The sequence below is a fragment of the Larkinella punicea genome, from assembly GCF_003334855.1.
In the GTDB taxonomy this organism is placed as follows: Bacteria; Bacteroidota; Bacteroidia; order Cytophagales; family Spirosomataceae; genus Larkinella; species Larkinella punicea.
Map to the genome: position 1 here is coordinate 329,724 of NZ_QOWE01000003.1, position 12,153 is coordinate 341,876.

The following is a 12,153-nucleotide window of genomic DNA, read 5'->3' on the forward strand; positions in this document are numbered from 1 at the left end:
GTTAATCAGGAAAGACCGGCGGCTAGTTTTAATGCCTGAACAATGGCGTTCGGTGCGACTCTCAGTTTGTAGGCATTGTGTTCAAACGCCCGCGCGCCCTGCATGGCGGCTTCGGCAGCCTGGCGAAAAACCGTTTCAGAAACTGCTTGCCCGGTCAGCATTTTTTCGGCATCGAACAACCGCCAGGGTTTGTGCGCTACGCCCCCCATCGACAGGCGGGCGGTTTTGATCCGGTTTTGGTCGATGTCGAGCGCGGCTGCTACCGAGACCAGCGCAAAGGCGTAGGAAGCCCGGTCGCGCACCTTGAGATAATGGACGTGTTTCTGAAAAACCGCATCGGGAATCTCCACCGCCGTGATCAGTTCACCGTTCGACAGGGTAGTATCCTGCTCGGGTCGGTTGTTTGGTAATCGGTAAAAATCAGCCATCGGAATTTGACGTTCTCCACGGTGACCCTGCACCAAAACCGTTGCTTCCAGTGCCGACAAGGCCACACTCAGATCGCTGGGGTGAACGGCAATGCAGCTTTTCGGATCGGGTTTTTCGGGAACCCCAAAGATGGCGTGCATCCGGTTGATGCCTCCCAAAGCGCCACAGCCCGAACCGGGAATCCGTTTGTTGCAGGGGAACGCGCGGTCGTAAAAATACGGGCAACGGGTTCGCTGGAGCAGATTACCGCCCACCGTCGCCATGTTGCGCAACTGACCCGACGCCCCGGCATTGAGGGCCTGTGCCAGCAGCGGATGGCTGGCCAGAACCCGCTTGTGGCTGGCGACCTCGCTGTTCAGAACCAGTGCCCCAATTCGGAGAAAATCGTCCCGCTTTTCGATCTTTTTCAGCGGTAAGTGGTTGATATCGACTAGTTTTTCCGGAGCCGCAATACCGTGTTTCATCAGGTCGATGAGGTTGGTACCTCCGGCAATGAACTGCGCTTTCGGATTAGTAGCGACCAGTTCGATGGCTTCCCTGATGGTTGAAGGTCGGACGTATTCGAAAGCTTTCATGCGTTTTGACCACCGGTTTTAACGTCCAGAATGGCCTTCACAATGTTGGGATAGGCTCCACACCGGCAGAGGTTGCCGCTCATGTATTCCTGAATGTCGGCTTCGGAATTGGCGCGCCCCTCGCGAACGCAACTCACCGCCGACATTAGTTGGCCGGGGGTGCAATAGCCACATTGAAAACCGTCGTGTTTGATGAACGCTTCCTGCATCGGATGCAAACGGTCGCCTTTTGCCAGCCCTTCGATGGTGGTTATTTTCCGCCCGTTCTGCATGACCGCAAAGCTCAGGCAGGCCAGCACCCGCTGCCCGTCGACATGAACGGTACAGGCTCCGCACTGTCCGAAATCGCACCCTTTCTTGGTGCCGGTCAATCCGAGTTGTTCGCGCAGCAAGTCGAGGAGGGTGGTTCGCGGATCGGTGGAAAGCCGGTGTTTTTTGCCGTTGATTGAGAGGTTGAAGCTCACTTTTTCGGCATTTCCGAAGGGCGCTTCATCAGCATCCGGTTCGGCGGTTTTCAGAAATGAGAGGGGAGAAAGAGTCAGGCCGGCCACCGCCAGCGACTGTTTCAAAAACAACCGGCGGTCACTCTGCTCAAAAAAGGTACCATCGTCCGGTTGGGTCAGGTCGTCCGGTTTTTCGTCCGTCATCAAAAACTAAGGTTAAGGGTCGTCAGGGTAAAGTTAGTTTATAGTGGTCAGATTTGTATTTTCTGACACGGCTGACGTAATTAAATTCAAATAACAAAACTAAATAAAAAAAATATACCATTTTGTTTTTTGTTTAATCGATTAAACATACATTTGAAGCGCCTGACTGCTCCTCATGAACAAGAAGAAAGTTTCCCTGAAAGACATTGCCGAGAAAGCGCAGGTTTCAACCGCCCTGGTTTCGTATGTTTTGAATGGAAAGGAAAAAGAAAGCCGGGTCGGGCACGAGATCGCCGTTAAAATCAAACAGATTGCCAAAGAACTGAATTACCAGCCAAATTACCTGGCAAAAAGTTTGCGGAGTGGAAAAACCCAGACGATTGGGTTGATTATTGCCGATATATCGAACCCGTTTTTTGCCAACATCGCCCGCATCGTGGAAGATGAAGCGAAAAAAAACGGGTATACGGTTATCATCGGTAGTTCGGACGAGAAAGCGGAGAAATCCTGGGATCTGATCACGGTTTTTCTGAACCGGCAGGTGGACGGTTTTATCATCGTCTCGTCGGAAAATTCGGAAGAACAGATTCAGTACCTGATTGAGAAAAACGTTGCTTTTGTCTTGTTAGACCGGCACTTTCCCACCATTCCTACGCATTTTGTTTCACTGAATAGTTACAAAGCCGCCTTCGATGCGGGCGTTCATTTGATTCAGGGCGGGTATAAAAACATTGGGCTCATTGCCTATAAATCAAACCTTTTTCACATGCAGGAGCGAATCCGGGGCTATCGGGAGTCGCTGGCGGAAAATGGGATTGTGTTTCATCCGGCGTGGCTGAAAGAGGTGGGATTTGATACGATCGACGAGGAAATCAAAATCGGTATCGACGAGATGCTGGCGTCGGCGTTTCCGGTGGATGCCCTGATTTTTGCGACTTACCGGCTGGCCGTCACCGGTTTGAAATACATTAACGCGCTGGGATTGAAGGTCCCGGATGATCTGGCCATCGTCAGTTTTGGCCAGGCCGAAGTGTTTGATCTGTACTATTGCCCGATTACCTACGTCCTGCAACCGATGGAGGAGTTGGGAAAAACCGCCGTTGAAATTTTGATACATCAATTGAAAGAACCTCATGCTGAAAAAAGACAGATTCTGATGGAGGCTCAACTCATGGCGCGGGATTCGTCCCGATCCAAAGCGGCCATTTCCTGAAAATTCATCATTTTGGAAATTTGCTTAATCGTTTAAACAGCTATTCCTTACCCTTAATTTTTCTGTTTTTGTATGCAACGAAGACATTTTTTGAAATCTGCGCTGCTGGGTTCCGGAGCCATTCTGACCGGTATTCCCTTGTTGAGTGAAGCGGCCATTCCCAAACTGAAAATTACCAAAATCCGGTATTATGCGGCCCCCGGCTACAACAAACCGCTGTTTAACCAGGCGCGGGGCATTGTCGAGATCGAAACCGACGGCGGTATTATAGGCATCGGTGAAGGTGGTTCGAAAGACATGATCGAGCAGTGTGCGCAGATGATGATTGGCGAAAATCCGTTCCGCATCGAACACATCTGGCAGAACCTGTACCGGGGTATGTTTTACCCGCCGGGCCGCGAAAAACTGCACGCCCAGGGTGCGCTCGACATGGCACTTTGGGATCTCAAGGGCAAGGCGCTCGGTGTACCGGTGTATGAGCTGCTCGGCGGTGCGACCCGCGATTACGTCGAATGCTACGCCACCGGTTTCCGGGCGTCCAAAGCCACAACGGAAGAAGGTCGTGCGCAGGACTGCATCAAGGCCGGTTTGCGGGCCTACCGGATCGGGCCGACGGGCGGAAACGGCACTGAACCGTTCGATTTTTACGATAATGCGAAGAAAACCATCGACTTCTGCAAACGCATCGACGCGGCCGTTGGCGGAGGTGGCAAATGGGCTGTCGATCTGCACACCCGGTTCGACACCACCGAAGGCATCAAAATTTGCAAGGCGCTGGAATCGCTGGAACCGTATTTTGTGGAAGACATCGTCCGGTCGGAAAACCCGGATGTCTACAAAACCGTGCGGGCCATGACCAACGTACCCATTGCCGTGGGCGAACAGTTTGGCGACCGCTGGGACAGCAACACCTTCATCGAGCAGCACCTGATTGACTACACCCGGTTTACGGTTCCGAATACCGGCGGTATTTCCGAATTCAAAAAACTGGCGTCGATGTGTGAAACCCATTACGTGGGTATGATTCCGCATTTTACCGGCCCGTTATCCACCGCCACGCTGGTTCACGTCCTGGGCTCGAGCAGTCCGACGCGCTGCCTGATGGAACTGGGTGGGGGCGAACCCGAACGACCGCCCTACTTTAACGAAGACTACGTGAATTTTAAAAACGGCAAATTATACCTCAATCCTGAACCGGGGCTGGGCGTCAAATTTGACCCAAAAAAAGCAACGTTCGTCCTGGAAGTTTCCGCTAACACGAAGTTTCCGCACCCGATTCTGAAAGCCCCGGATGGCTCCATCCATAACTGGTAAAATTAAGAGTTAAGAGTGATGAGTTAAGAGTTAAAAAGAACGCGTCAGACAACTCTTAACTCATCACTCTTAACTCATCACTCTTAACTCATTTCCTACACCCTTATCTCTATTCCTGACATGAAAAAACCTGTAAAAATCCTGGTATTTCTGCTGGTTCTGGGCCAAACCCTGGCCTTTGCCCAGAACAACCGTGTGACCGGCAAAGTCACCGGTGCCGACAACAAGGCGCTTCCCGGCGTGAATGTGCTGGTGAGCGGAACCACCGTAGGTACGGTTGCCGACGCCGACGGTAACTACGCCATCAATGCGCCCTCCGATGCTTCGCTGGTCTTTTCGTACATCAGCTACATCACCCAAACCGTTGCGGTCAACGGCCGTTCGGTGATCAACGTGCAACTGGTGGAGGATACCAAAAATCTGAACGAAGTGGTCGTGACGGCCCTCGGGATCAAACGGGAAGCGAAAACGTTGGGGTATGCCACGGCCACGGTCAACGCCGACCAGATTTCGACCAACCGCAGTCCGAACCTGATGACGGGTTTGCAGGGCAAAATGGCGGGGGTCAACATCTCGACCATGTCGACCGGGCCGGGCGGCAGTTCCAAAATCCGGATTCGGGGCCAGTCGTCGTTCAGTGGACAAAACAATCCGCTGATTGTGATCAACGGCGTTCCGGTCGATAATTCCAATTATGCACTCGGCGGCAATTTTGGAAACCGCTCGGCCAACAGTTCGGACGGGGGCGACGGTCTTTCGAGCATCAACCCCGACGACATCGAAACGATGACGGTTCTGAAAGGTGCCACGGCAGCCGCCCTGTACGGGTCGCGGGCGAAAGACGGCGTGGTGATGATCACGACCAAAAGCCGGGGGGCTGGCAAAGGCTTCGGGGTGGAATACAACACCAATTTTACGACCGACACGCCCCTGGATTTCACGGATTTTCAATATGAATACGGCCAGGGCGAAGGCGGTTTGCGGCCCACGACGCCCAACCCGACTTCGGGCGTCTGGAGTTTCGGCGAAAAATTCCAGCCGGGCATGACGCAGGTGCTGTTCGACGGGGAAGTGTATCCCTACGAACCGGTGCGCAACCGTGTTCGGAAATTCTACAACATCGGGACCAATTTTACGAATACCCTGACGGTTTCCAACAACACCGAGTCGGGCGGTTTCAGCCTTTCATTTGCGAATACGGACAACAAAGCCATTACGCCCAATTCGGATTTTAACCGGAAAACCATCAACCTGGGCTTTTCGCAGAACATCAATAAGAATCTGGTCGCCAGCGGGAATATCAACTATTCCAACGAATACAACCGCAATCCGACGCAACTCAACACCCAGGACTTTGCCACGCCCACGGTGGTGATGACCCTGGCGAATTCGATGCCGTTTGAAGCCCTCAAAAACAACCAGGTGCTGCCCAATGGCGATGAGTTCGTGTTTTCGCGGTTTCTGGTGCGGAACAATCCCTATTATTCGGTGAACTACCACTTCGAAAACATCAAGCGTGACCGGCTTTTTGGCAACGTCGCGCTGAAATACCAGTTTACGAAGTGGCTGTATTTGCAGGGACGGCTGGCGCAGGATTTGTATACCCGGAACCAGGATTACAACATTCCGAATGGGTATGCTCCGATTGCCAAAGCCCCGGCGGGGTACGTCAACGGGTCGTATACGCAGGATGTACGCAAGTTTGTGGAACGGAATTATGACTTCATTCTGGGCGGAAACCACACGTTCGGGAACATTGGCGTCGATGTAACGCTCGGTGGAAACCAGCGGTTTGTGCGCATGGATTACAACAGCGTGGCGGTGCAGGATTTTGTGCAACCCGGTTTGTATACCGTAATGAATGGCCGGGTGAAAAACCCCCTGTACAGTTTGTCGGAACGGAAAATCAATTCGCTGTACGCGGCTGCGACCATCTCCTACAAGGAGTATCTGTTTCTGAATGCCACCGCGCGGAATGACTGGTTTTCAACACTTTCGCCCGAAAACCGCAGCATCCTTTACCCCTCTGTGACCGGTAGTTTTGTGTTTTCGCAGGCATTTACCAACCTACCGACCTGGCTGACGTTTGGGAAGATCCGGGCCGCGTATGCGCAGGTCGGTGACGACAACGTAAGCCCGTATTCCAACGCGCTGTTTTATGCCGTCAACAACAACAACTTCCCGACGCCTTCCGGTCAACTGGTTCCGGTGGGGGGCATCAACGCATCGTCGGTGCCGAACCGCAACCTGCGGCCGTTGCGGGTTTCGGAAGCCGAAGGCGGTATTGAGCTGAAATTCTTCAACAACCGATTGGGCCTCGACTTTACGTATTACCGGAAAATAACCGAAGATCAGATTCTGGCGACGCAGGTTTCGGATGCATCGTCGTATACCAACAAACTGATCAACGTCGGCAAAAGCATGAACAAAGGGATCGAGGTATTGCTGACCGGCACCCCGATCAATACTTCCGCATTCCGCTGGGATGTCAGCGCCAACATTGCCTACAACACCTCCGAAGTGCTGACGCTGGGGTTGGGCGTGGCCGATACCATGATCACCGTCGGTGGTTCGGGGGGCAGCACGCTCCGGCAGGTGGTGGGCAAACCCATTGGCCAATTGTTCACGTTTAACTACCTCCGCGATGCGCAGGGACGGCAGGTTTTCGATAAGGGGAGTGGACGGCCGTTGCGCAACAACACGCCGGTGAACGTCGGGAATGCCTTGCCGAAATATTTTGGCGGTTTTACCAATACCTTCAATTACAAGGGAATAACGCTTTCCGCCCTGATCGATTTCAAATTAGGTCATAAAATGATCGGCGGTCAGAACATGAATTACCTGCGCCACGGTCTGCACAAAAAGACACTCGATGGCCGGGCCGAAGGCTACGTCATTGGCAAAGGCGTGAACCCGGACGGCGAAGTGAACACGACGCGCTCCGCCGTTCAGCCATTCTACGAAACGCCCAACGTGCTCGGGATTTACGAGGATTTTATCTACAACGCCGGGTTCTGGAAACTCCGGCAGCTTACGCTGGGCTACGATTTTACGAAGCTGCTGCCCCAGAAATTCTTTATCAAGGGCATTCGGTTGAGCGCCGTTGCCAACAACGTGGCGGTTTTGAAAAAATGGACCGAAAACATGGACCCGGAGATGGTGAACAACGCTTCGGATAATGCGACCGGTCTGGATTTCTGGCCGAGTCTGCCCCCAACCCGCAGCATGGGTTTCAACCTGAATATCAAGTTTTAATCCGTTGAACGATCCTGAAAAGAAACCATGAAAACGAAACTAAAACTCATCTTGAGCTTGCTGACGACGTTCAGTCTGCTCACCGGTTGCGACGATCAATTCGACGAAATCAATACCAACAAAGTTGACCCTACGACGCTGGCGCCGTCGTTCGTGATGAACAAAGCCATCATCGACGCGACTTACCTCGACGGTTTCGGGACGCTGCAAATGCTGTGTTACGAATTCGGCATTGTGCAGCAGATCATCACGCCCTACGGCAGTTCGCTGGCCGGAGCCAACTACAACCAGAACAACGTGAGCAACACGCCCCTGGTCTGGCAGAATTTTTACCGGAACGTGCTGAAACAGATTGTCGATGTCGTCGAGAAAACGAAAGAAGATGCCAACCGAACCAATCTGTACCACTCGGCGCGGATCTGGAAGGCGTATGCCTTTATGATTTTGACCGACACCTACGGCGATATTCCGTATACCGAAGCGGCCAAGGGTTACATCAGCGAAATTACCTCGCCGAAATACGACTCGCAGGAAGTGATTTACAAGGACATCCTGAAGGAACTGGACGAAGCCTCGGCGGCCCTGGATGCGACGAAAGCCATTGAAACGACCGACGTTTTATACGGCGGCAATGTGGCCAAATGGAAAAAACTCGGGTATTCGCTGATGTTGCGGGCCGCCATGCGCCTGACCAAAGTAGACCCGACCACCGCCAGAACCTACGTAACCAAAGCCGTGACCGGTGGGGTCATGCAGTCCAACGATGACAACTCGGTGATGCGGCACACGGCTTTGTATAACAACTGGATTGCCAACCACTTACAGGCCCGCGAGAAAACCAATTTTTACCTGACTGCGCCGTTTGTGAATTACCTCAAGACCAACAACGATCCGCGTCTGGGTTCAATTGCCGTCCGGTATGTGGGCGCGAAAGGCGGGCCGGAGCAGGTGGCCTCCCGCGCTTCGACCGATCCGAAAGTGCAGATTGGCATGCCGATGGGCTACGACAACGTGACGGTTTCGACCCCGGCGGTTCTGGCGCAATACGGCGTTGCCAGCCTCTGGGATTTCACGCAGGTCAACCTGAACACGGTGTTGAAACTGGACGCGCCGGAGTTTCACGTCACGCACTCGCAAACGCAATTGCTGCTGGCTGAAGCCGCCGTGCGTGGCTGGGTGACGGGGAATGCGGCTGATTTTTATGCCAAAGGCATTCGGGCCAACATGGAGCAGATGGCTTCGTACGACGCCACAGCCGCCATCAAGGAAGATGCCATTCAGGCGTATCTGGCGGCTCATCCCTTCGATACGGCCAGGGCGCTGGAGCTAATCAATACGCAATACTGGGTGTCGTCGTTCCTGAACGGCCCCGAACTGTTTGCCAATTTCCGCCGAAGCGGCTTTCCGACTTTATCCAAAAACCCCTATCCGGCTTCTGAAATAACCGAGGATTTCATTCGCCGGATGCCGTACCCCGACAGTGAAACCATTGTCAACCAGCAAAATGTCAATGCCGCCATCGCCCGGCAGGGGCCAAATACGTTGAGTACGCGGGTTTGGTGGGATAAGAAGTAAAGTTAAAAAGTTATTTCGCGGAGTTGAGCGGAGGGAAAGGAGTTTAGCGGAGTTATTTTTTCTCTACTTTACTCCGCTCAACCGCTCGGGCGGCCCCGTCCGCGAAACAAAATCTTGACCCTTAACATATGAAATCCTCGAAAGTATCCCGGCGCACCGCCATTCAGTCGGTTCTGGGCGTAGCGGGCACCGCGATCACGGCTTTGCCCCAGTCATCCTATGCCTCCAGCCCCGGCCAGTTCCGGGATTATGGCAAGGTGAAAATCACCAAACTGGAAACCTTTCTGGTCAAACCCCGCTGGATTTTCCTGAAAATACACACCGACGTGGGCGTGGTGGGGCTGGGCGAACCCCTGCTGGAAGGCCGGGCGTTGACGATCCAAACCGCCATCAAGGAAGTCGAGCCGTATCTGATTGGCAAAGATCCCCGACACATTATTCACCACTGGCAGGCCATTTACCGGCACGCGTTTTACCGGGGCGGTCCCATTTTGACGAGCGCCCTGAGCGGGATCGATCACGCGTTGTGGGACATCAAAGGCAAGCTGCTGAACGTGCCGGTTTATGAACTGTTTGGTGGCCCTACCCGCGACCGCGTGCGAATTTATGGCCGGGCGAGTAATGCCGAAGACATGAAAAAACGGAAGGCGGAAGGCTATACGGTGATTAAAACCGGGATTGCCAAGAAAAATCCGGCCAATATTGTGGAGAACCCCCAGTTTGTGAAGTACGCAATCGATAATTTTGCCTCGCTTCGGGAAGCCGGTGGGCCGGAAATGGACATTGCCATCGACTTTCACGGGGCCATTTCGCCCCAACTGGCCAAGGTGCTGATCAAGGGGCTGGAACCGTATCAGCCGATGTTTATCGAAGAACCGTGTCAGGCGCAGAACGTGGATACGATGGTGGACATCGCGCGCGGAACCCATTTACCCATTGCCACCGGCGAGCGGATTTTTACGAAATGGGGCTTCCGCGAGATTCTGGAAAAGGGTGCCGCCAGCATCATCCAGCCGGATCTTTGCCACGCAGGCGGGATTACGGAAGGGCGGATCATCGCCGGCATGGCCGAAGCCTATTACGTGCCAATTGCCCCGCACAACCCGATGGGACCCATTTCGCTGGCGGTCGGCTTGCATCTGGCCGCGAGCGTACCCAATTTTCTGGTACAGGAGCAGGTTTCGCTGGGTGAGGGCTACCTGAAAAAACCGTTTAAACTGGAAAAAGACGGGACGGTTTTGATTCCGTCGGGGCCGGGTCTGGGCGTCGAACTCGATGAGGCTCAGCTCAAAGACAAAATTGGCCACGACTGGAAAAACCCGGAAACCTACAATGCGCTGGACGGTTCCGTCGTCGACTGGTAATTGATTTACGGTTGTCGGTATACGGTTTTTCGGTGCAAATGCGTCAGCCACCGTAAACTGTATACCGAAAACCCAACACCTAAACTTAAACGAGACTAGTGAATGAGTACTTATTTATTGTGTTGTGACTGGGGGACTTCTTTTTTTCGATTGCGACTCATTAACCGGTCCGATTATCGATTGATCGAAGAAGTTACTTCGCAGCAAGGTATCGCCAGTATTTACACCAACTGGAAAGCGATTGGGGAACGGGCTGGCATTGGAAAGGAACAGTTCTTTCGGGATGCGCTGCTAAAACAGATCGATTTACTGGCCAGCAACGCCGGAATTAAACTGGATCAGGTTCCGGTGGCGGTTTCGGGTATGGCTTCTTCCTCTATAGGAATGGATGAAATACCATATGCTTCATTGCCGTTCGCGATGGATGGCAGTCAGGCCAGTTTTCGCCACTTCGATGCGACCGAAACGTTTCCGCACGAGCTGATTTTGATTTCCGGCGTGCGGAGCCAGGAAGACGTGATGCGGGGCGAAGAAACGCAGTTGATTGGCTTGACGGCCCTCCTCGACCGGGAAGGAAACCGCCCCAACGAAGCCATTTTCATCTTTCCGGGCACCCATTCCAAGCACATGTACGTGCAGGGGGGCCAACTGCTGAATTTTGAAACGTATATGACCGGCGAGGTTTTCAACCTGATGGCTTCCACCAGTATTTTAAAAGACTCCGTGGATGTCAGTGGTTTTAACGACTTTTCGGAGGGCAATCTGGCCGCATTTAAAGCGGGTCTTTCGGAGGCCGGTTCGCCCTTGTTGAACCGACTGTTTACGGTCAGAACTAATCAATTGTTTGGGAATTTAACAAAGCAGCAAAATGCGTTTTACCTGAGTGGATTGTTGATTGGTGCCGAACTAAAACCGCTTCAGGAAAAGGAAAACTGGCAACTGGTTTTGTGCAGTGGAACCAACTTATTTCCCTTTTATAAACAGGCGATTGAAGACCTGAAGTTAGCCGGCCGAACGACCACCATGGCCGCCGAGCGGATTGACAAAGCCGCCATTATTGGGCAGGTTATTCTGTTTCAGAACCAGAACCTAAACGTCTAAGCTGTTTTCGAATGAGTCAAACTCTTTTTTCGTGGGATTTATTTAAAAAAGCCCCCATCATCGGAATTGTCAGAAATCTGGCGGTTGAGGATGTAATTCAAATCCTGCCGATTTATCGAAATGCCGGACTTACCACCATTGAAATTACGATGAATACCCCCGGTGCCGAGGACCTGATCCGGTATGCCGTTGCGCAGGAACAGACCGGGCTGAACATTGGTGCCGGAACGGTTTGCACGGAGCCGGAACTGGAGCGGGCGCTGGCGGCTGGTGCGCAGTTTATCGTAACGCCCATCCTCAACGAGAATGTGATCCGGACGTGTGTGGCGCGGAACATCCCCATCTTTCCGGGTGCTTTTACACCCTCCGAAATTTACAAAGCCTGGTCGCTGGGAGCCAGCATGGTCAAGGTTTTTCCCGCGGTTTCCCTCGGTCATTCGTATCTGAAAGAAGTCAAAGGGCCGCTGAATCAGATCAGGCTGGTGCCAACCGGCGGGGTGAGTCTCGCCAACATGAGGGACTTCCTGAAAGCCGGAGCCGACGGACTGGGGATTGGTGGGCAACTCTTTGATAATAAGTTAATTAAACAGAAAGATTGGGGCGGTTTACAGCAGCATTTCCGGCAGTTTGTCAACCAGCTCACGGCCAGTCAATGAGTTCCACCTGACGTTTCCTACTGA

General features: G+C 53.0%; 9 protein-coding genes. 7 read left to right on the top strand and 2 right to left on the bottom strand.

Annotated elements, in window-relative coordinates; translation table 11 throughout:
* Window positions 1-5: 5 nt before the first annotated feature.
* Complete coding sequence (locus DUE52_RS04985; protein WP_114404858.1) at window positions 6-1,004, bottom strand: FAD binding domain-containing protein; 999 nt, start codon at window positions 1,002-1,004, stop codon at window positions 6-8.
* On the bottom strand, window positions 1,001-1,651 hold the full coding sequence (locus tag DUE52_RS04990) for a (2Fe-2S)-binding protein (RefSeq protein WP_114404859.1): 651 nt from the start codon (window positions 1,649-1,651) through the stop codon (window positions 1,001-1,003). Before DUE52_RS04990 ends, DUE52_RS04985 begins: the two co-directional genes overlap by 4 nt.
* A 175-nt stretch (window positions 1,652-1,826) precedes the next feature.
* Between DUE52_RS04990 and DUE52_RS04995 the strand changes: the two genes are divergently transcribed.
* The 7 genes from DUE52_RS04995 to DUE52_RS05025 all read left to right on the top strand — a co-directional run bounded on the left by DUE52_RS04995 (window position 1,827) and on the right by DUE52_RS05025 (window position 12,129).
* Window positions 1,827-2,864: a LacI family DNA-binding transcriptional regulator gene (locus DUE52_RS04995; RefSeq protein ID WP_114404860.1), complete on the top strand. Its 1,038-nt coding sequence runs from the start codon at window positions 1,827-1,829 to the stop codon at window positions 2,862-2,864.
* A gap of 72 nt (window positions 2,865-2,936) precedes the next feature.
* Window positions 2,937-4,178: a mandelate racemase/muconate lactonizing enzyme family protein gene (locus DUE52_RS05000; protein ID WP_114404861.1), complete on the top strand. Its 1,242-nt coding sequence runs from the start codon at window positions 2,937-2,939 to the stop codon at window positions 4,176-4,178.
* A 120-nt stretch (window positions 4,179-4,298) separates the two neighbouring features.
* Complete coding sequence (locus tag DUE52_RS05005) at window positions 4,299-7,433, top strand: SusC/RagA family TonB-linked outer membrane protein (RefSeq protein WP_114404862.1); 3,135 nt, start codon at window positions 4,299-4,301, stop codon at window positions 7,431-7,433.
* A gap of 27 nt (window positions 7,434-7,460) precedes the next feature.
* On the top strand, window positions 7,461-9,008 hold the full coding sequence (locus DUE52_RS05010; protein ID WP_114404863.1) for a SusD/RagB family nutrient-binding outer membrane lipoprotein: 1,548 nt from the start codon (window positions 7,461-7,463) through the stop codon (window positions 9,006-9,008).
* A 128-nt stretch (window positions 9,009-9,136) separates the two neighbouring features.
* Entirely contained in the window at window positions 9,137-10,372 is a 1,236-nt protein-coding gene (dgoD, locus tag DUE52_RS05015; RefSeq protein ID WP_114404864.1) for a galactonate dehydratase, read from the top strand.
* A gap of 102 nt (window positions 10,373-10,474) precedes the next feature.
* Window positions 10,475-11,473, top strand: coding sequence for a 2-dehydro-3-deoxygalactonokinase (locus DUE52_RS05020; RefSeq protein WP_114404865.1), 999 nt, complete (start codon window positions 10,475-10,477; stop codon window positions 11,471-11,473).
* A gap of 11 nt (window positions 11,474-11,484) precedes the next feature.
* Window positions 11,485-12,129, top strand: a complete 645-nt coding sequence (locus DUE52_RS05025) for a bifunctional 4-hydroxy-2-oxoglutarate aldolase/2-dehydro-3-deoxy-phosphogluconate aldolase (RefSeq protein WP_114404866.1) — start codon at window positions 11,485-11,487, stop codon at window positions 12,127-12,129.
* Window positions 12,130-12,153: the final 24 nt, after the last annotated feature.

Bases quoted from the DNA above. Each gene is read 5' to 3' on its own strand.
- dgoD (WP_114404864.1), top strand. From the start codon at position 9,137: ATGAAATCCTCGAAAGTATCCCGGCGCACCGCCATTCAGTCGGTTCTG.
- DUE52_RS05010 (WP_114404863.1), top strand. From the start codon at position 7,461: ATGAAAACGAAACTAAAACTCATCTTGAGCTTGCTGACGACGTTCAGT.
- DUE52_RS04985 (WP_114404858.1), bottom strand. From the start codon at position 1,004: ATGAAAGCTTTCGAATACGTCCGACCTTCAACCATCAGGGAAGCCATC.
- DUE52_RS05005 (WP_114404862.1), top strand. From the start codon at position 4,299: ATGAAAAAACCTGTAAAAATCCTGGTATTTCTGCTGGTTCTGGGCCAA.
- DUE52_RS05000 (WP_114404861.1), top strand. From the start codon at position 2,937: ATGCAACGAAGACATTTTTTGAAATCTGCGCTGCTGGGTTCCGGAGCC.
- DUE52_RS04995 (WP_114404860.1), top strand. From the start codon at position 1,827: ATGAACAAGAAGAAAGTTTCCCTGAAAGACATTGCCGAGAAAGCGCAG.
- DUE52_RS05020 (WP_114404865.1), top strand. From the start codon at position 10,475: ATGAGTACTTATTTATTGTGTTGTGACTGGGGGACTTCTTTTTTTCGA.
- DUE52_RS05025 (WP_114404866.1), top strand. From the start codon at position 11,485: ATGAGTCAAACTCTTTTTTCGTGGGATTTATTTAAAAAAGCCCCCATC.
- DUE52_RS04990 (WP_114404859.1), bottom strand. From the start codon at position 1,651: ATGACGGACGAAAAACCGGACGACCTGACCCAACCGGACGATGGTACC.